At 67.8% G+C, this 17162-nt stretch carries 19 protein-coding genes; 11 read left to right on the top strand and 8 right to left on the bottom strand.

Annotated features, from left to right (window positions below):
• The first annotated feature begins 30 nt into the window (after window positions 1-30).
• From ABIC44_RS00195 to ABIC44_RS00185, 3 genes are read left to right on the top strand one after another with little or no spacing between them, the layout of a single operon-like run.
• The gene (locus tag ABIC44_RS00195; protein ID WP_354292983.1) at window positions 31-1191 is read left to right on the top strand and encodes a bifunctional 2-C-methyl-D-erythritol 4-phosphate cytidylyltransferase/2-C-methyl-D-erythritol 2,4-cyclodiphosphate synthase; all 1161 of its coding nucleotides are present in this window, start codon (window positions 31-33) and stop codon (window positions 1189-1191) included.
• Complete coding sequence (locus ABIC44_RS00190; protein WP_354292982.1) at window positions 1188-1718, top strand: hypothetical protein; 531 nt, start codon at window positions 1188-1190, stop codon at window positions 1716-1718. Before ABIC44_RS00195 ends, ABIC44_RS00190 begins: the two co-directional genes overlap by 4 nt.
• Complete coding sequence (locus ABIC44_RS00185) at window positions 1718-2218, top strand: CinA family protein (RefSeq protein WP_309695443.1); 501 nt, start codon at window positions 1718-1720, stop codon at window positions 2216-2218. The genes ABIC44_RS00190 and ABIC44_RS00185 overlap by 1 nt, the downstream gene beginning before the upstream one ends.
• Here ABIC44_RS00185 and ABIC44_RS00180 read toward each other — a convergent pair.
• Both ABIC44_RS00180 and lipA read right to left on the bottom strand, forming a co-directional pair.
• On the bottom strand, window positions 2179-2637 hold the full coding sequence (locus tag ABIC44_RS00180; protein ID WP_354292981.1) for a type II toxin-antitoxin system RatA family toxin: 459 nt from the start codon (window positions 2635-2637) through the stop codon (window positions 2179-2181). The two genes, ABIC44_RS00185 and ABIC44_RS00180, sit on opposite strands and share 40 nt — an antisense overlap.
• The gene (gene lipA / locus ABIC44_RS00175) at window positions 2637-3560 is read right to left on the bottom strand and encodes a lipoyl synthase (protein ID WP_307104519.1); all 924 of its coding nucleotides are present in this window, start codon (window positions 3558-3560) and stop codon (window positions 2637-2639) included. Before lipA ends, ABIC44_RS00180 begins: the two co-directional genes overlap by 1 nt.
• A 153-nt stretch (window positions 3561-3713) precedes the next feature.
• On the opposite strand from lipA, the gene ABIC44_RS00170 reads away from it, so the two are divergent.
• A complete protein-coding gene (locus ABIC44_RS00170; RefSeq protein ID WP_354292980.1) occupies window positions 3714-4364 on the top strand; it encodes a carbonic anhydrase in 651 nt (216 codons plus the stop codon).
• A 94-nt stretch (window positions 4365-4458) separates the two neighbouring features.
• Here the strand turns inward: ABIC44_RS00170 and aspS are convergent, their stop codons facing one another.
• A complete protein-coding gene (gene aspS, locus ABIC44_RS00165; protein ID WP_354292979.1) occupies window positions 4459-6273 on the bottom strand; it encodes an aspartate--tRNA ligase in 1815 nt (604 codons plus the stop codon).
• A 149-nt stretch (window positions 6274-6422) separates the two neighbouring features.
• Here aspS and rnd point away from each other — a divergent pair, with 149 nt between their 5' ends.
• Complete coding sequence (gene rnd, locus ABIC44_RS00160) at window positions 6423-7601, top strand: ribonuclease D (RefSeq protein WP_354292978.1); 1179 nt, start codon at window positions 6423-6425, stop codon at window positions 7599-7601.
• Window positions 7598-7900 carry an I78 family peptidase inhibitor gene (locus tag ABIC44_RS00155; protein WP_354292977.1) on the top strand — a complete coding sequence of 101 codons (303 nt, stop codon included), beginning with the start codon at window positions 7598-7600 and terminating at the stop codon, window positions 7898-7900. Before rnd ends, ABIC44_RS00155 begins: the two co-directional genes overlap by 4 nt.
• Here ABIC44_RS00155 and ABIC44_RS00150 read toward each other — a convergent pair.
• The 4 genes from ABIC44_RS00150 to ABIC44_RS00135 are packed head-to-tail and all read right to left on the bottom strand — an operon-like array spanning window position 7878 to window position 13431.
• A complete protein-coding gene (locus ABIC44_RS00150; RefSeq protein ID WP_354292976.1) occupies window positions 7878-9359 on the bottom strand; it encodes a Ppx/GppA phosphatase family protein in 1482 nt (493 codons plus the stop codon). The genes ABIC44_RS00155 and ABIC44_RS00150 overlap by 23 nt on opposite strands.
• A gap of 17 nt (window positions 9360-9376) precedes the next feature.
• Window positions 9377-11542 (bottom strand): RNA degradosome polyphosphate kinase, encoded by a 2166-nt coding sequence (locus ABIC44_RS00145; RefSeq protein ID WP_502959807.1) that lies wholly within the window; start codon window positions 11540-11542, stop codon window positions 9377-9379.
• Window positions 11543-11566: 24 nt separating this feature from the next.
• Window positions 11567-12175 carry a P-loop NTPase family protein gene (locus ABIC44_RS00140; RefSeq protein WP_307098758.1) on the bottom strand — a complete coding sequence of 203 codons (609 nt, stop codon included), beginning with the start codon at window positions 12173-12175 and terminating at the stop codon, window positions 11567-11569.
• Entirely contained in the window at window positions 12172-13431 is a 1260-nt protein-coding gene (locus tag ABIC44_RS00135) for a heavy-metal-associated domain-containing protein (RefSeq protein WP_354292975.1), read from the bottom strand. Before ABIC44_RS00135 ends, ABIC44_RS00140 begins: the two co-directional genes overlap by 4 nt.
• A 59-nt stretch (window positions 13432-13490) precedes the next feature.
• Between ABIC44_RS00135 and purM the strand changes: the two genes are divergently transcribed.
• The 4 genes from purM to ABIC44_RS00115 are packed head-to-tail and all read left to right on the top strand — an operon-like array spanning window position 13491 to window position 16072.
• A complete protein-coding gene (purM, locus tag ABIC44_RS00130) occupies window positions 13491-14624 on the top strand; it encodes a phosphoribosylformylglycinamidine cyclo-ligase (RefSeq protein WP_354292974.1) in 1134 nt (377 codons plus the stop codon).
• Window positions 14614-15192: a phosphoribosylglycinamide formyltransferase gene (purN, locus tag ABIC44_RS00125; RefSeq protein WP_354292973.1), complete on the top strand. Its 579-nt coding sequence runs from the start codon at window positions 14614-14616 to the stop codon at window positions 15190-15192. Before purM ends, purN begins: the two co-directional genes overlap by 11 nt.
• On the top strand, window positions 15189-15476 hold the full coding sequence (locus ABIC44_RS00120) for an MmcQ/YjbR family DNA-binding protein (RefSeq protein ID WP_354292972.1): 288 nt from the start codon (window positions 15189-15191) through the stop codon (window positions 15474-15476). Before purN ends, ABIC44_RS00120 begins: the two co-directional genes overlap by 4 nt.
• Window positions 15473-16072 (top strand): hypothetical protein, encoded by a 600-nt coding sequence (locus ABIC44_RS00115; RefSeq protein ID WP_354292971.1) that lies wholly within the window; start codon window positions 15473-15475, stop codon window positions 16070-16072. The genes ABIC44_RS00120 and ABIC44_RS00115 overlap by 4 nt, the downstream gene beginning before the upstream one ends.
• A gap of 174 nt (window positions 16073-16246) precedes the next feature.
• Here ABIC44_RS00115 and ABIC44_RS00110 read toward each other — a convergent pair whose 3' ends face one another.
• On the bottom strand, window positions 16247-16558 hold the full coding sequence (locus tag ABIC44_RS00110) for a cupin domain-containing protein (RefSeq protein ID WP_354292970.1): 312 nt from the start codon (window positions 16556-16558) through the stop codon (window positions 16247-16249).
• Between the two features lie 92 nt (window positions 16559-16650).
• Between ABIC44_RS00110 and ABIC44_RS00105 the strand changes: the two genes are divergently transcribed.
• Window positions 16651-17106, top strand: coding sequence for an Lrp/AsnC family transcriptional regulator (locus ABIC44_RS00105; RefSeq protein ID WP_354292969.1), 456 nt, complete (start codon window positions 16651-16653; stop codon window positions 17104-17106).
• Window positions 17107-17162 lie beyond the last annotated feature (56 nt).

Below are 17162 nucleotides of genomic sequence, written 5' to 3'. Positions count from 1 at the left end.
GATAGGCAAAAGCCGCTAGGCGGCGTCGCCATGAGCCAGAAAGCAAAGATCGCCGCGCTGATCGTCGCGGCGGGTGGCGGCAGCCGGATGGGCGGCGGTGTGCCGAAGCAGTTCCGCGATCTCGGCGGGCGGCCGATGCTGTTCTGGAGCCATGACGCCTTTCTCTCGCATCCCGCCATCGACATGGTGCTGACCGTGGTGGCGGAGGATCGGCTGGACCAGGCCCGCGCCATCCTGCCGGGCGGCTGGGTGGAGCCGGGCGGCGCGTCGCGACGCGAATCGGTGGCGCGGGGCTTGCGGCACCTCGCGCTGGCAGGGGTGGAGCAGGTGCTGATCCACGACGCCGCCCGCCCCTTCCTCTCGGCCGAGGTGATCGACCGGGTGCTGGCGGGCATGGCATCGGCCGATGGCGCGATGCCGGCCCTGCCGGTGGCGGACACGCTGGCGCGCGACAGGGATGCGGTGCTGGGGGAGATCGTACCGCGCGACGGCGTCGTTCGGGTGCAGACGCCGCAGGGCTTTCACCTGCAGGCGGTAGTCGCCGCGCATGCCGCCTGGCCAGCCGATGCGGAGGCGACCGACGATGCGCAGATGGTGCGACGGCTTGGCGGACGCGTCGCTTTGGTGCAGGGCGATGCCATGCTCGAGAAAATCACCTATCCCGACGACCTGACCGGCGCGGACATGCGCCTGACCTGGGAAACCCGGACGGCCATGGGCTATGACGTCCACCGGCTGGAAGACGACGAGGAATTGTGGCTGGGCGGGGTGTTGATCCCGCACCATCAGGGCCTGTCGGGACATAGCGACGCCGATGTCGCGCTCCATGCGCTGACCGACGCGCTGCTCGGCACGATCGCGGCCGGGGATATCGGCACGCATTTCCCACCCAGCGATCCGCAATGGAAGGGGGCCGAGTCGGGGCAGTTCCTCCAGCACGCCGCCAAGCTGATCGCCGACAAGGGCGGTCGGATCGATTTCGTCGACCTGACGATCATCTGCGAGGCCCCCAAGATCGGGCCGCATCGCGCCGCCATGGTCGCGCGGATCGCCGAACTGCTCGGTATCGATCAGGGCCGGGTCAGCCTGAAGGCGACGACCACCGAGCGGCTGGGCTTTACCGGACGCGGCGAAGGCATTGCGACGCAGGCGGTGGCGACCGTCCGTCTGCCGGGCGGGTCGGCGGCGTGAAGCGGCTGGCGCTGATCGCCGCGTTGGCCTCGCTTATCGCCCCGGAGGCGGCGATGGCGCAGCAGCGGGCCTGCATCACACCGCCGGAGGCCGAGGCGATGACCCTGGTCGCCATGCCGGATATTCTGCGCGAAACCGGCCGGGTCTGCGGCGCGCGGCTGCCTGCCAACAGCCTGATCCGCGGCAACGGCACGCTGATCGCCAAATACGAGGCCTCGGCCGATCAGGCATGGCCGACCGCGCGCGCCGCGATCGTCAAGCTGTCCGATCCGACCGTGGATACGCTGCTCCAGTCGGACTATGCCCGGCCGCTGCTGACCTCCCTGCTGGTCCCGTTCATCGTCGGGCGGATCGGGCTGGAGGATTGCGGGACGATCGACCGGCTGGTGACGCAGCTTGCCCCCCTGCCTCCGCGCAACATGGCGGCGGTGATCGTCACCGCGCTGCAATATCTCAAAAGCGAAAAGGCGCGTGGCCGGCAGGTTGCCGTGCCCGACCTGCCTCTCTGCCCCAACGGAAACCGCTGATGGACGTGCTCCTCCCCCCCGAACTGGTCGCGCTGGCCGAGCGTGTCGTCGTCGCCAACCGCGCGATCGGCCGCCGCGTCGCGCTGGCCGAGAGCTGCACCGGCGGCCTGGTATCGGCCGCGCTGACCGAAATTCCCGGCTCGTCCGACGTGGTCGAGGCGGGTTTCGTCACCTATTCCAACCAGGCCAAGATCAAGCTGCTGAACGTCAGCCCGGACATGATCGACACGTTCGGTGCGGTATCGACCGCCACCGCCTGGGCGATGGCGCAGGGTGCGCTGGCGGCGAGCGAGGCCGACATCGCCGTTGCGATCACCGGCGTGGCGGGGCCCGGCGGCGGCACGGCGAAGAAGCCGGTCGGCACGGTTGTCTTCGCCCAGGCGCTCCGCGACGGCGACCCTGAAGAGATCAAGGCCGAGCGGCACGAATTCGGGGAAATCGGCCGCGGCGCGATCCGGCTTCAGGCCGCGCTGTTGGCGCTGGAGCTGCTGTTGCCGTAAAGCTTGGCGGCGCGGTCCTCGAACGCGCCGATCATGCGGCGGAGCGCAGTGCCGAACACCTGCCCCGCCAGCATCTCGAACACCCGGTTCTTGAAGGCGAAGTCGACGGTGAAGTCGACCGCGCAGCCCTGCTCTTCGGGCCGGAAGCGCCAGTTGTTGCGCAGATATTTGAGCGGCCCGTCGAGATATTCGACATCGATCGCCTCCGGCCGCGCCTTGGTGACGCGGCTGGTGAAGGTCTCGCGCAGGCCCTTGAAGCCGACGATCATGTCGGCCACCGTCTCGGTGTCCGAGTCCGACCGCACGCGCATCGCCGAAACCCAGGGCAGGAATTCCGGATAGCGCGCGACGTCGGCGACCAGGTCGAACATCTGCTCCGGCGTATAGGGCAGATGCCTTGTTTCGCTATGCTTGGGCATTAGCGGGCGCTGGCCAGCTTCGCCTCGCGCGCGGTCCGCAGCCGTTCGAAATCGTCACCCGCATGATAGCTGGACCGCGTCAGCGGCGAGCTGGCGACCAGCAGGAAGCCCTTGGCGCGGGCGATCGAGGCATAGGCGTCGAACGCCTTGGGCGTGACGAACTCGGCAACCTTGGCATGGCGCGGCGTTGGCTGGAGATACTGGCCCATGGTCAGGAAATCGATGTCGGCCGAACGCATGTCGTCCATCACCTGATGGACCTCCAGCCGCTCTTCACCCAGGCCCAGCATGACGCCCGACTTGGTGAAGATCGACGGATCGTGGCGCTTCACACTCTCCAGCAGGCGCAGCGAGGCGTAATAGCGCGCGCCGGGACGGATCGTCGGGTAAAGCCGGGGCACCGTTTCCAGATTGTGGTTGTACACGTCGGGCCGTGCCTCGACGATCGACTCGATCGCGGCCTGCGCCTTGTTGCGGAAGTCGGGCGTCAGGATTTCGATGGTCGTGTCGGGGGTCGTGCGGCGCAGCGCCTGGATGACCTTCACGAATTGCGATGCGCCGCCATCGGGCAGGTCGTCGCGGTCGACCGAGGTGACGACGATGTGCTTCAGGCCCATCTGCGCCGCTGCATCGGCGACATTCTGCGGCTCCATCGCATCGACCTTGCGCGGCATGCCGGTCTTGACGTTGCAGAAGGCGCAGGCGCGGGTGCAGGTGTCGCCCAGGATCATGACGGTCGCATGCTTTTTCGACCAGCATTCTCCGATATTGGGGCAGGCCGCCTCTTCGCAGACGGTCGTCAGGCTCTTGGCGCGCATCAGCTCGCGGGTCGCGGCGAAACCGGCGCTCGTCGGTGCCTTGACGCGGATCCAGTCGGGCTTGCGCGCGCGCGCGGGCGCGGCCAACGGTGTCAACTCATTCATGCCCGCGAAATAGCGATGCAGCCGGTCGGACACAATGCCCGCTGACACGCAGCGCGATATCCGTGGACAGACACATTTTGATATGGAACCGAAACGGCCATGCCCGGGTTCGCCTGCTATAGCGTGGCTTCCTTAACTGGATAAGAGAGAGCAATGACCGACTTTAACGACCTCGTGGATGGCTATCAGCGCTTTCGGACCTCCGATTGGCGTCGCCAGCGCGACCGCTGGGCCGAACTGAAGGAAGGCCAGAGCCCCAAGGTGATGGTGATCGCCTGCTCGGACAGCCGCGTCGATCCGGCCCAGATCTTCGACACGCTGCCCGGTGAGATCTTCGTCGTACGCAACGTCGCCAATCTGGTTCCCCCGTTCGAGACGGGCGGCGGGCATCACGGCGTGTCGGCGGCGCTGGAATTCGCGGTGACGCAGCTGGAGGTGACCGACGTCGTCGTCATGGGTCACGGCGCCTGCGGCGGCTGCAAGGCCGCGCTGACCCAGGGCTTCGCCCATGCTCCGCAGGGCGAAGGCGGCTTCATCTCCGACTGGGTGAACCTGCTCGACGGTGCGCGCGAAAAGGTCATCGCCAAGCATGGCGACAGCCCGGACGCGATGCGCGAGATGGAGCTCGAGTCGGTTCGCACCTCGATCGCCAATCTGCGCACCTTCCCGTTCGTCACCAAGCGTGAGGAGGCGGGCAAGCTGACCCTGCGCGGCGCCTATTTCGCGATCGCCGACGGCGTGCTGCACCTGATGGACGAGAGCGGCGAGTTCAAGCCCGCCTCCCCGTCGCTGGTCGCGGCCTGAGAGAGCCGGTCCGGGCCCCCGGCCCGGACACGACAGAAAAAAGGGCGGACGCCGCATCCGGCGCCCGCCCTTTTTCTGTGCCCGTCAGGCGGGATCAGCCCACCGAAGCGGCGACGACCTGATCCACATCCTTCTTGGGCTCGGCGGTCGAGCGCAGCGACAGCTCGCGCATCTGCTTGTTGCTGGGCAGGCTGGGCGCGCCCATCAGCAGGTCCTCGGCACGCTGGTTCATCGGGAACAGCGAGATTTCGCGCAGATTCTGCGCACCGCAGATCAGCATCACGATCCGGTCGACACCGGCGGCCATGCCGCCATGCGGCGGCGCGCCGTACTGGAAAGCGCGGTAGAGGCCGCCGAAACGCTCCTCGACATCCGCCTTGGACAGGCCGACCTTCTCGAACGCGGCGACCATCAGTTCCGGCGACTGGTTTCGGATCGAACCCGATGCGATCTCGAAGCCGTTGCAGACCAGGTCATACTGATAGGCCTTGAGCGACAGCGGGTCGGCGGTGGTCAGCGCCTCCATGCCACCCTGCGGCATCGAGAAGGGGTTGTGCGCGAACTCGACCTTCTTCTCGTCCTCGTCCCACTCATAGAAGGGGAAGTCGACGATCCAGCAGAGGCGGAACGCCCCCTCCTCGATCAGGCCCAGCTGTTCGGCGACGCGGGTGCGGGCGAGGCCGGCCAGCTTGGCAGCCGCATCGACCTTGCCCGCCGCGAAGAACAGGCCGTCATCCGGGCCCAGGCCCAGCGCGGCATAGATCGCCTCCATGCCCTCGGTGCCGTGGTTCTTGGCGATCGGACCGCCGAATTCGCCACCCTTGCGGGTGACATAGCCCAGACCGGCATGGCCTTCGGCGCGCGCCCATTCGTTCATCTCGTCGAAGAACTTGCGGCTCTTCTCGGCGGTCTTGGGCGCCGGAATCGCGCGGACGACGCCGCCCGAACCGACGATCTTCTCGAACAGCCCGAAGCCCGACGTCGTGAAATGCTCGGAGACGTCGTTGATGATCAGCGGGTTGCGCAGGTCGGGCTTGTCGTTGCCGTACTTCAGCATCGATTCCGAATAGGGAATGCGCGGGAACTCGCCCGTGGGCGTGACGGTGCGGCCATCGGCGAACTTCTCGAAGATGCCGCCGATCACCGGCTCCATCGTCTCCCACACCTCTTCCTGGGTGACGAAGCTCATTTCCAGGTCGAGCTGGTAGAACTCGCCCGGCAGGCGGTCGGCGCGCGGGTCCTCGTCGCGGAAGCAGGGCGCGATCTGGAAATAGCGGTCGAACCCGGCGACCATCAGCAGCTGCTTATACTGCTGCGGCGCCTGCGGCAGCGCGTAGAACTTGCCCGGATGGATGCGGCTCGGCACCAGGAAGTCGCGCGCGCCCTCGGGCGAGGAGGCGGTCAGGATCGGGGTCGAATATTCGGTGAAGCCCGCCGTCTCCATGCGACGCCGCATGTCGGAGATGACCTGGGTCCGGCGCACGATATTGGCGTGCAGCGTCTCGCGACGCAGGTCGAGGAAGCGATAGCGCAGGCGGATATCCTCCGGATATTCCTGCTCGCCCGCCACCGGCATCGGCAGTTCCTCGGCGGCCGACAGCACGGTGGCACCGCGCGCGAAGACCTCGATCTCGCCAGTCGCCAGATTGCCGTTGACCGTGCCCGCCGAGCGCGCCTTCACCACGCCGTCGATGGTCACGACCGACTCGACGCGCACCGCCTCGAGGACGGCGAGCGCGGGGGTGTCGCTGTCCGCGACGATCTGGGTGATGCCATAATGGTCGCGCAGATCGACGAAAAGGACGCCGCCATGGTCGCGCTTGCGATGGACCCAGCCGGACAGGCGGACCGTCTGGCCCACGGCGTCGGCCGTCAGCGCGGCACAGGTATGAGTACGATAGGCGTGCATGGCGAGCATTCTCTGAACGTCTGGGGAAAGTGACGCCGCTTCCCCGCCCACCCCTGTTTTGTCAATCCCCCAGTGGCCGCTCCCCATGCCGAACGGGCACCTGCGCGTTCCTCTTTGTCAACCCGCGCGCGTGCGGCTATGTGCATGCGATGCACGTTCATCCGTTGATTACCGACAGCGCCACGCTCGCCAATCTCTGCGCCCGCCTCTCGCAAGCCGACTTCATCACGGTCGATACCGAGTTCATGCGCGAAAGCACCTATTGGCCGGAGCTGTGCCTGATCCAGATCGCCGACACCGAAGAGGCCGCCGCGATCGACCCCAAGGCGCCGGGTCTGGACATGACGCCGCTGCTCGACCTGCTGGTCAACAATGACGAGGTTCTGAAGGTCTTCCATGCCGGTGGGCAGGATATCGAGATCATCTACAACCTGACCGGAAAGACCCCCCACCCCCTGTTCGACACCCAGATCGCCGCCATGGCGCTGGGCCAGGGCGAGCAGATCGGCTATTCCAACCTGGTCGACAGCTGGCTCGGCATCCCGATCGACAAGGGTGCGCGCTTCACCGACTGGTCGCGCCGCCCGCTCGACCAGCGGCAGGTCGATTATGCGATCGGCGACGTGACCCACCTCTCCGCCATCTTCCCCAAGATGCTGGAACGGCTGCGCAAGACCGGGCGCGGCGCATGGCTGGACCAGGAAATGGAGCGGCTGGCCGATCCCTCGCATTACGCCAACGATCCCGACAGCGCCTGGAAGCGCGTCCGCGTATCGGGTCGCAAGCCCGACATGCTCGGCCGCCTGAAGGCGCTGGCCCGTTGGCGCGAACTGGAGGCACAGGCCAAGGACCTGCCGCGCGGCCGCATCGTCAAGGACGAGACGCTGGCCGACCTCGCCGGGCATCCGCCGCGCAAGCAGGCCGATCTCGCCAAGGTGCGCGGACTGTCCGCCACCTGGGCGGGCAACGACATCGGTCATCGCCTGATGGAGGCGCTGGAGGGCGCAACGCCGCTCGACGCCGACGAACTGCCCGCGCGCGACGATCGCAAGCCGGGGCTGGGGCGCGAGGGCGCGCTGGTCGCCGATCTCCTCAAGCTGTTGCTCAAGATCCGCGCGCGCGACATCGACGTGGCGCCGCGCCTGCTCGCCCGGTCGGACGATCTGGAGATGCTGGCGGCGGGGGTTCGCAGCGGCCTGTCGGTGCTTGATGGCTGGCGGTTCGAGCAGTTCGGGCGCGATGCGCTCGATCTGGTCGAGGGGCGCACCGGCTTCGTCGTCAAGGGCGGCAAGCTGAAGATGGTCCGTACCGAGGATCCGGTGGCATGAACCGGGCCGTGGTCCTCGTCGCGCTGATGGCGATCGGTGCCTGTACCCCGACCGGAACGCCGCCGTCGCGCGGCGAGCAGATGGCGGAATTACCGATGCAGTGCGGTGAGGGCCGCGTCGCCGACCTGATCGGCAAGCGCTGGGCCGAGGCGATGCGAGCCGACGTGCTGAAGCGCACCGGCGCGCGGACCCTGCGGGTGATCGCGCCGGGCGATGCGGTCACGATGGACTATCGCACCGACCGGCTGAACCTGGAAACCGATGCCGTGGGACGGATCACGCGGATTCGGTGCGGCTGATCCGCGTCGCCGTCCGCCCCAGCGCGGCGGCGAGCGCGGCGTGGCGGCGCTCGATCGCCTCGCCGTAAAAGCCCCGGTCCTCGTCCAGCATCGCGAGGCCCAGGCTGGTCGTTCCCAGAACCAGGCTGGTCCGCTCCAACGGCCCCTCCAGGCCGCCGCTAAGCCGCTGGCCCAGCCGGATCGCCAATCCCCAGCTCGTCGCCAGCTTCAGCTGTGCCGGGGTCGCGAGTTCGGCGAGCGGTGCCGGCACGTCCAGCCCTCCGCCCAGACTCGTGTGCAGCGCCTGCGCCAGCATGGCGCGCCCCGTCGCGTCGATCCCGACCCAATTGCCGTGGAGCGCGATCTCCACCCCGCGTTCGGCCCGAAATTCCGGATTGGCGCGCCAGCCCACATCGGCGAGCAGGCAGGCGGCGTGACGAAGCCGCGCCTCGGCGGCGGCTTCCCCGGCAAATAGTGGGGCGATCCAGCTTTCGAGCAGGTCGCCATGTTCGGGAAAGCGCCCGAGCAACCGCCCCTCCTCGCGCGCCGCCACGATCAACGGATCTTGGGCGCGGGTCCGGGCATCCAGATTGCCGTAGAGCAGCCCTTCGCGCAGGCCATAGGCGGACACCACGGTCGTACTGCTGCCCAGATGCTTGAGGAGGACGCTCAGCAGCGCGGTCGCATCGCCGAGCGTCGCGGCACGGCTGGACGACAGGCCCTTCACGTCGCGCAGCCGCGCCTTGGACAGGTGCGGGATGGTCCGCGACAGCCTCGCTATATCGGTCGGCGTCAGTTCATAATGATGGATGATCGGCAGCGGATATTCGGCCAGCGTCATGTCGAGCCGCGCCAGCGCCCGCCACGATCCGCCAACGAGATAGAAGGGCAGGCCCCGACCGCGGCCCTCCCATCCCGCCTCCTCGATCAGTCGCCCGATCTGCCGCTCGAACGCCTTGCCACCACGCTCGCGCAGCGCCGGGATACGCAGCACGCCGAGCGGAAAGGATACCCGGTCCTCGACCCCGCCGTCCCGCACCCGAACGAGTTCCAGGCTGCCGCCGCCCAGATCGCCGACGATCCCGTCGGCATCGGGAATGGCGGACAGGACCCCCTCGCCCGCCCCCTTGGCCTCCTGCTCGCCCGACAGCAGCTCGACCTCAAGCCCCAGCGACTCGGCGCAGTCGATCAGTTCCTGCCCATTGGCGGCGTCGCGCACCGCCGCCGTCGCCACGGTGCGCAGGCCGCTCACCCCCATCTCCCGCGCCAGGCTGGCGAAGCGGGCCAGCGCCACCCGCGCCTTGCCCAGCGCTACCGGGTCGATCGCCCCCGTGGCGGCAAGGCCCCGCCCGAGGCCCGCCATCACCTTCTCGTTGAACAGGATCGCGGGCAGGCGCGCCGGGCCCTGATAGACGACGAGACGGACCGAGTTCGAGCCGATGTCGATGATCGCCGTACGCGGCGCGCGGATTGCTGCCATCGTTCCGCCGCCCCCGGTCAGCGCTGCCGCCGGAGCGACAGGGTGGGGACCGCCTTGCTGGTGTCGAGCGCGGCGCCGCGCCCCGAAAGCGAAGGATTGGTCATGAAATACCGATGCAGGTTGAAGGGGCGATCGCCCGGTTCGTCACGGACATAGCGGCCATCCGGCTCCAGTTCCCAGCTCTGTTCGTTGTCGAGCAGGTTGGCGACCATGACCTGATCGAGGATCTGGTCGTGAACGGTCGGGTTGAGGATGGGCAGCATATATTCGACCCGCCGGTCGAAGTTGCGCGGCATCCAGTCGGCCGAGGAAATGAAGAGCTTGGCCGCGTCATGGGGCAGCGCCTTGCCGTCGCCGAATGCCCAGATGCGGCTATGCTCCAGGAAGCGACCGACGACCGATTTCACGCGGATATGATCCGACAGGCCGGGGACGCCGGGGCGCAGGCAGCAGATACCGCGCACGATCAAGTCGATCTCGACGCCCGCACCGCTTGCCTCGTACAGCTTCTCGATGATCAGCGGATCGACCAGCGAGTTCATCTTGGCCCAGATGCTGCCCTTTCGGCCTGCGCGGGCATGGGCGATCTCGGCATCGACCAGCGCCATCAGATTGTGCCGCAGGTCGCGCGGCGACAGGCTGACCCGGTTCATCGCAACGGGTTCGACATAGCCGGTGATATAGTTGAACATCTGCGCCGCATCGCGCCCGATGGCCGGGTCGGCGGTGAAGAAGCTGAGATCGGTATAGATGCGTGCCGTCACGGGGTGATAATTGCCCGTGCCGAAATGGCAGTAGGTGCGGAAGTCGCCGCCCTCGCGCCGGACGACCATCGACACCTTGGCATGCGTCTTCCAGTCGATAAAGCCATAGACGACCTGAACGCCCGCCCGCTCCAGCGCAGAGGCCCAGTAGAGATTCTGCTCTTCGTCGAAGCGCGCCTTCAACTCGACGATCGCGGTCACCGACTTGCCCGCCTCGGCCGCCGCGATCAGGGCGTTGATGACCGCCGACTGCTTGCCCGCGCGGTAGAGGGTCTGCTTGATCGCCACCACATCCGGGTCGACCGCCGCCTGCTTCAGAAAGGCGATGACCGCCTCGAACGTCTCGTACGGATGGTGGACGACGATGTCCTTGGCCTTGATCGCGGCGAAGCAGTCGCCCGCGAACTCGCGGATCCGTTCGGGAAAGCGCGGCGTATAGGGCGGGAATTTCAGGTCCGGCCGATCCGCATCGACCAGCATGTCGAGATCGCCGATACCGAGCAGATTTCCGCTCTCGGTGATGATCGCATCCGTCCCGCCCAGTTCGTCGCGCAGCACGTCGGCCAGTTCGTCGGGCATCCCCGTCTCCAGCTCCAGCCGGATGACGCGCCCGCGCCGCCGCCGCTTGATCGCATTGGCGAAATAGCGGACGAGATCCTCGGCCTCCTCCTCGATCTCGATATCGCTGTCGCGCAGGACGCGGAAGGTCGCCGCGCCGTTGACGACATAGCCGGGGAAGAGCAGCCCGGAAAAGCGGCGCAGGATCGTCTCGATCGACACATAGCGCGTCCCCTCGCCCGGAAGACGAACGAAGCGCGGCATCGTCGGGGGCATCATCACCAGCTCGCGGATCGGCGCCTTGTCCGACACGCGGGTCAGGTCGAAGATCATCGACAGCCCCTTGTTCGGGATGAACGGAAAGGGGTGTGCGGGATCGAGCGCCTGGGGGGTCAGGATCGGGAAGATCTGGTCGCGGACATGCCCCTCCAGCCAGGCGCTGGCCTCGGCATCGATCGCATCGCGGCGCAACACGAAAATGCCCGCCGCGTCGAGCAGGTTGCGCAGGTCGCCCCAGACCTCCTGCTGGCTGGCCATCAGCCGGTCCGCCTCGGCCACGATCTCGTTCAGCTGCTGTCCCGGCGTCAGCCCGTCGACCGAGCGCTGTTCGACGTCCTGCGCCTGCTGCCCCTTCAGGCCCGCAACCCGGACCATGAAAAATTCATCGAGGTTCGAGCCCGAGATCGACAGGAAGCGAAGCCGCTCGAGCAGCGGATGCGCGGTGTTGCACGCTTCTTCCAGCACGCGCCGGTTGAAGGCCAGCCAGGACAGCTCGCGATTGAAATAGCGCCCGTTCGGCTCCCGCGTGACATGATCGTCGTCCGGTTCGGACATTTGCGCGATATGGGCAGGCCGGGTCATCGTTTCTCGCTTGGTTCGCGGGGCTCAGGGCTCGGCGATCAGACCGGCCCCGATCAGGGTGGAACGTGCAAGGGCAATCGATAAGCGCGCGCGCCGTTCCATCGCCCCCTGATCGAGCATATCCACCGCGCGGATGACAGAAAGGTGACTACGCTCGATCCGCGCGGTCAGCCATTCGATCAGATCGGGCCGCGCATCGAGGCCGCGCCGCTGGAACAGCAGCTCGAACAGGGCGGCGACCAGCTCGTCGTCGGGTGCTCCGATCTCGGCCAGGCTGCTATTGGCGAGCCGCGACCGCAGGTCGGGCAGCTTGACCGCCCAGCGCGGCGGCGCGGCGTCAGCGACGATGACCAGCGGCCGACGCTCTGCCTGCGCCGTGTTCCAAGCATGGAAGATCTGGACCTCGGGCACGCGCTCGGCATCGTCGATGATCGTACCGCCGCTGCGCGCGGCGAAGATGCGCGCCAGCAGCGACCGCCCCGACTTGCGCGGGCCGGTCAGGATCGCGGCCATGGTCGGCCATTTTTCCCATTGCTCCAGCATGCGCGCGGCAAGCCGGTTGGAATCGGTCAGCAGGAACGCGTCCGACAAGGGGTCCGCTGGCCATTCCAGCGGAAGCGCCATTTGGTTCATCCGGTGATCACATTATCCGATGGAGGCGCAGGCGCCTGGACTTGGGGGGCGCGACGAATGCGAAGCGTCGTGCCGGACCCTGAAACCTGATAGCCGCGCTGTTCCAGCGCGCGGCGAAGCTGCTCGGGGTCGCCGTCATAGGTCACGCCCATCAACGACACGCCCCCCAGCGCCAGGCTGGTGGTGGCGGCCCGCACGACCCCCGGAATGCCGCGTACAAGGCTTTCGGCATTGGCGACCGCGCTGGCACTGGGCGCATCATATTGCAGCGTGACCGATATCCCCGCGCCCGACGGGGCGATGGCGCTATCGACACCGGCGACGGGTCCGTCGCCGCCCATGCTGTCGTCGGTGATCGCCACCTCCGGCTTGGGCGGCGGCGCGAGTGTCGAATCGGGATGAAGCGTCCCGCCCGCCAGCGCGCGCTGGTACAGGCCGTCGAGCCGTGCCACGCCGGTATCGAGCAGTTGCGGCAACGCATCGGTGCTGCCGACGCGTAGCGTGACCGTCCCGAGCAGGACATTGTCGGGGCCGTGCCGCGCCTCGAAGACGCCGATCACCGGCCCGCCGGGCCATTGGCGATAGAGGCGGACGACCGGGATCAGGATGTCCGACGCGCCATATTGGTCGAGGATCGCCCGCCACCAGCCCCGCGACCGGCGACCGATCTGCCCCGCATTCAGGAGCAGCGGGTCCATGCCGGTGCCCGAGGGGCGGATATAGTCGATGCTGCTGTTGCCCGTCCGGAACCGCGCCCAAGCCAGCTGCCACGACGTCCGGCTCTCGAACATCTGCGCGCTGCCGCCCGAAATCTGGAGGGGCATGACCAGCATCGGCGGCGAGCGATCGGCATAGGCCGACACGCCCAGCACCGAGGCGGCCCGCACCCGGTCGAACAGGACCCCCAGCCGCGCGACATAGCGGGTCGGCCCGATCCCCTCATTCTCCACCACGATGCCCGAGACGAGCGAATCGAGCAGGCCGTCGGACGCGCCGACGCCGCCCCGCCCCAGCCGCTGCGCCAGCATCGCCCAGGCCTTTCGCTGCGCGATTCGCCAGCCGCCGAGCCGCGCGGCCTCCGCCGTGCTGCCCGACACGTCGACCGTCACGCCGGTGACTTCATAGGCGCCGCCGCTGTCGACGGGCGCGACGCCGCGATCCTGTCCTTCGATCTGGGCCAGGACCGCACCGCCCCCCGCGCCCACCGCGACAAGGGCGGTCAGGCCGTACATCAATGAGGGCAATCGCAAACGCATCGCGGCCTTTTGGCGAAGCAGGCGTGGAAATCCAAGCGCGATATAGCTAACGGGCAAACATGACCGACAACAGCACGCCGTCCACCACCCCGTCGCCCGCCGAAACCGGCGCTCCCTACACCTATGCCGATGCGGGCGTTTCGATCGCCGCGGGCAACGCGCTGGTCCGCGCGATCGGCCCGCTTGCCAAGGCGACGCGGCGGCCGGGCGCCGACGCCGATCTGGGCGGGTTCGGCGGCTTCTTCGACCTGAAGGCGGCGGGCTTCACCGATCCGCTGCTGGTCGCCGCCAATGACGGCGTGGGCACCAAGCTGAAGCTGGCGATCGAGCATGATCGCCATGACGGGGTCGGCATCGACCTGGTCGCGATGTGCGCCAACGATCTGGTGGTACAGGGCGCCGAGCCCTTGTTCTTCCTCGATTATTACGCCACCGCCAAGCTGGAGGGCGATGTTCCCGAGCGGGTCATCGCCTCGATCGCCGAAGGATGCCGCATTGCGGGCTGCGCGCTGATCGGTGGCGAGACCGCCGAGATGCCTGGCATGTATGCGCCGGGCGACTATGACTTGGCGGGCTTCTGCGTCGGCGCGGTCGAGCGGGACCAGGTGCTGACGGGAAGCGGGATTTCCGACGGCGACGTGATCCTCGGCCTCGCCTCGTCGGGGGTCCACTCCAACGGCTTCTCGCTGGTCCGCCGCCTTGCCGCCGACAAGGGATGGAAGCTCGATCGCCCCGCATTGTTCGATCAGGAGCGGCTGCTGATCGAGGCGCTGATGGCGCCGACTCGGATCTATGTCCGCTCGCTGCTCCCCTCGCTCAAGGCCGGGACGATCAAGGGGCTCGCGCACATCACCGGCGGCGGTCTGCTCGAAAACATCCCGCGCGTGCTGCCCAAGGGCGTCCATGCCGTGGTCGATGCGGATCGCTGGGAACAGCCGCGCCTGATGGCGTTCCTGCAGGCGCAGGGCGGGATCGAACCCGAGGAAATGGCGCGTACCTTCAACTGCGGCATCGGCATGGCGGTGGTAGTCGCGGCCGACCAGGCCGAGGCGCTGGCCGCCACCCTGACCGAGGCGGGCGAAACCGTGCTGACCATCGGCCGGATCGAGGCGGGCGAGCGCGGCTGCACCGTCACCGGCTCGGCGGGCACCTGGAGCGCCAAGGCGGACTGGACGGCGACCCATGCGGCCTGACGGCCCGGTCAAGGTCGGCATCCTGATTTCCGGCCGCGGCTCCAACATGCAGTCGCTGGTCGCCGCTTCGCAGGGCGGCGACCCGGCTTATCATGTCGCCCTCGTCGCCTCGGACAAGCCCGAGGCGGCCGGGCTGGCCTGGGCGGCGGAGCGGGGCATCGCGACCTTCGCGCTGTCGCCCAAAGGGATCGGCAAGCCCGCCTATGAAGCGGCGATCGACCAAGCGCTGCGCGACGCGGGCGTGGAGGTGATCGCGCTGGCGGGCTATATGCGGCTGTTGTCGGGCGATTTCGTCCGCCGCTGGGAAGGCCGTATCCTCAACATCCATCCCTCGCTGCTGCCGCTTTACAAGGGGCTCGACACCCATGCGCGCGCGATCGCAGCGGGCGATGCCAAGGCGGGGTGCTCGGTCCATATCGTGACCGAGGAACTGGATGATGGCGAGGTGCTGGGTCAGGCGGAAGTACCGATCCTGCCGGGTGACGACGCCGGGGCACTTGCCGCGCGCGTCCTGGTCGAGGAACATCGTCTCTATCCCCGCATCCTCTCGGAGTTCGTGCGTCGATGACCGATAATCTCGCCCGCATTCGCGACATCGCCCTGCTGCTGCCCGGTGTGACCGAGGACCTGCACGACGGCGAAACCCGGTTCCTGGTCGAAGGCGAGCCCTTTGTGCGGGTCGCTGACGGGGCGTCGGGGCTGCACCTTTGCATCGCCGACGAAGGTGCCGCGCCGCACTGGACGAGCATCGCTCTGTCGGCCGACAGCGACTGGACGCTGATCGAGGACCGGATCGCGCGCAGCTGGGAACTGGTCGCGCCGACCGAATTGCTCGAGGCGGGCGGGCGATGAGCCAATCGGCGGGCGACGAGGCCGCCGATCGCGCCAAGTCGCGGCGGCGATTGCTGAGCCTGGCCGAGTTCGTGGCCGTGGCAGGCCTGCTCGTCGCCGCGCTGACGCTCTATCTGAACTGGTCGCAGCGCCGCAGCGATGCCGAGGACAAGGCGGCCGCCGCCAGCGCGCAACGCAACGACCGCGCCCGGCTGGACCTGACCGCGACGGTCGAAGGGGATGGCCGCCGCCTCGCGCTGCGCGACCCGAATCATGACCTGCAGGACGTGACGATCGATTTCCCGGCAAAGTCGGGGATCGCCCGGCAGGCGCCCGTCGGCGACCCCGTGATCGATGCGGGGCCGATAGCCGGGCCGATCCTGGCCCTGACCGATGGTCAGGCGGATACGAACGAAGGCCGTCTGCCGGTGCTGATTACGACCCGCTATTGGGACGGGGATACCGCGCGGACGGCGAGCGGGCTGTACGACGTGATCTGGAGCACGCATGGTCGCCTGCTGCGGGGCCGGACGCTGCGCCTGGAAGGACTGCGGCTGCGGGACCGTCACGGCACGATGGCCAAGCTGAACGCCGCCTGGGCGACGAAGCACGGCTAAGGCCCCTCTGGCGTTTGAGAGGGGCTGGTCCATTCATCGTGCGATGATGGCATTGGCATTGATGATGCGGCTTATCTCGCGTGTGTCTATTAATCGCCAGATCGGCGCTCGCTTGATCGCCGCTTGTTCGAACGGCAGGCGGGGACCGCCAACCCGGAGATCGTCGCTTAGCGGTCAGATGCTCCCTGCACGCTCGACGACCAGCACCCGCGCAGGTCCGATCGGCACGGCGCGATGGGTGTCGCCGGGTTCGGCGTGGAAGATCGTCCCCGGCGTCAGGCGATGGACGCGCTCCTCGCCCCGCTCGCGCACCTGCATGTCGACCATGCCGTCCAGCACGACAAACACCTCGGCACCGTCATTGACGTGCCAGATATAGGGCTGGTCGGTCCAGTGGAGCCGAACCGATACCCCGTCGATCTCCGCGATATCCAGCGCTGCCCAGGGGCGATGGCCGGTGAACGTGGCTGCTTCGATGATCTTCATCACGACCTCCCTTGTCGCGGCCCCCATGCTATGGGACGAGGTGATTGGCGAGATTGCGGATCGCCGTCAGTGACGACGTTTCGAAAGCGCCCATGAACCGGACCGGTATGACCCTGGACGAGACTGACCGGAAGCTGGTGGCATTGTTGCGTCATGACGCGCGCCGGACGACCACCTCGCTGGCCCGCGCGTTGAACCTGTCGCGCACCGCCGTGCAGGCCCGTATCGCGCGGCTGGAACGTGACGGGATCATCCAGGGCTATAGCGCGATGATCGCGCCCGATGTCGTCGCAGGCGTCCAGGCGCTGGTGACGCTTTGCCTGGCGGTTCGCCCGTGCCGGCGGATCACCGACCCGCTCCTGTCCTGGCCCGAGGTGGAGCGCATCTATGCCATCGCGGGCGACCGGGACGCGGTGTTGGTCGTCTCGGTCGCGTCGCCACAGGCCTTGTCGGACCTGGCGGACCGGCTGCGGGCGGTGGAGGGCATCGCCTCTGTGGAGACGACCGTCATCCTGTCGGCACAGGCGGGGTGCCCGGAAAAGCCCTGATCGGCGACGGCCGGGTTGCGCAATGGCCGCTCCGTCGCATAGCGTGGCACCAATAG

Origin of the sequence: Sphingomonas sp. 1185 (assembly GCF_040544655.1) — a bacterium.
Classification (GTDB): Bacteria; Pseudomonadota; Alphaproteobacteria; order Sphingomonadales; family Sphingomonadaceae; genus Sphingomonas.
The sequence above is the reverse complement of the archived record's forward strand: the minus strand, read 5'-3'. Positions and strand labels throughout refer to the sequence as shown.

Excerpts from the sequence above, each read along its gene's own strand:
- ABIC44_RS00195 (WP_354292983.1), top strand. The coding sequence starts at position 31 with ATGAGCCAGAAAGCAAAGATCGCCGCGCTGATCGTCGCGGCGGGTGGC.
- ABIC44_RS00185 (WP_309695443.1), top strand. The coding sequence starts at position 1,718 with ATGGACGTGCTCCTCCCCCCCGAACTGGTCGCGCTGGCCGAGCGTGTC.
- ABIC44_RS00180 (WP_354292981.1), bottom strand. The coding sequence starts at position 2,637 with ATGCCCAAGCATAGCGAAACAAGGCATCTGCCCTATACGCCGGAGCAG.
- lipA (WP_307104519.1), bottom strand. The coding sequence starts at position 3,560 with ATGAATGAGTTGACACCGTTGGCCGCGCCCGCGCGCGCGCGCAAGCCC.
- ABIC44_RS00170 (WP_354292980.1), top strand. The coding sequence starts at position 3,714 with ATGACCGACTTTAACGACCTCGTGGATGGCTATCAGCGCTTTCGGACC.
- aspS (WP_354292979.1), bottom strand. The coding sequence starts at position 6,273 with ATGCACGCCTATCGTACTCATACCTGTGCCGCGCTGACGGCCGACGCC.
- rnd (WP_354292978.1), top strand. The coding sequence starts at position 6,423 with ATGCACGTTCATCCGTTGATTACCGACAGCGCCACGCTCGCCAATCTC.
- ABIC44_RS00155 (WP_354292977.1), top strand. The coding sequence starts at position 7,598 with ATGAACCGGGCCGTGGTCCTCGTCGCGCTGATGGCGATCGGTGCCTGT.
- ABIC44_RS00150 (WP_354292976.1), bottom strand. The coding sequence starts at position 9,359 with ATGGCAGCAATCCGCGCGCCGCGTACGGCGATCATCGACATCGGCTCG.
- ABIC44_RS00145 (WP_502959807.1), bottom strand. The coding sequence starts at position 11,542 with ATGACCCGGCCTGCCCATATCGCGCAAATGTCCGAACCGGACGACGAT.
- ABIC44_RS00140 (WP_307098758.1), bottom strand. The coding sequence starts at position 12,175 with ATGAACCAAATGGCGCTTCCGCTGGAATGGCCAGCGGACCCCTTGTCG.
- ABIC44_RS00135 (WP_354292975.1), bottom strand. The coding sequence starts at position 13,431 with ATGCGTTTGCGATTGCCCTCATTGATGTACGGCCTGACCGCCCTTGTC.
- purM (WP_354292974.1), top strand. The coding sequence starts at position 13,491 with ATGACCGACAACAGCACGCCGTCCACCACCCCGTCGCCCGCCGAAACC.
- purN (WP_354292973.1), top strand. The coding sequence starts at position 14,614 with ATGCGGCCTGACGGCCCGGTCAAGGTCGGCATCCTGATTTCCGGCCGC.
- ABIC44_RS00120 (WP_354292972.1), top strand. The coding sequence starts at position 15,189 with ATGACCGATAATCTCGCCCGCATTCGCGACATCGCCCTGCTGCTGCCC.
- ABIC44_RS00115 (WP_354292971.1), top strand. The coding sequence starts at position 15,473 with ATGAGCCAATCGGCGGGCGACGAGGCCGCCGATCGCGCCAAGTCGCGG.
- ABIC44_RS00110 (WP_354292970.1), bottom strand. The coding sequence starts at position 16,558 with ATGAAGATCATCGAAGCAGCCACGTTCACCGGCCATCGCCCCTGGGCA.
- ABIC44_RS00105 (WP_354292969.1), top strand. The coding sequence starts at position 16,651 with ATGAACCGGACCGGTATGACCCTGGACGAGACTGACCGGAAGCTGGTG.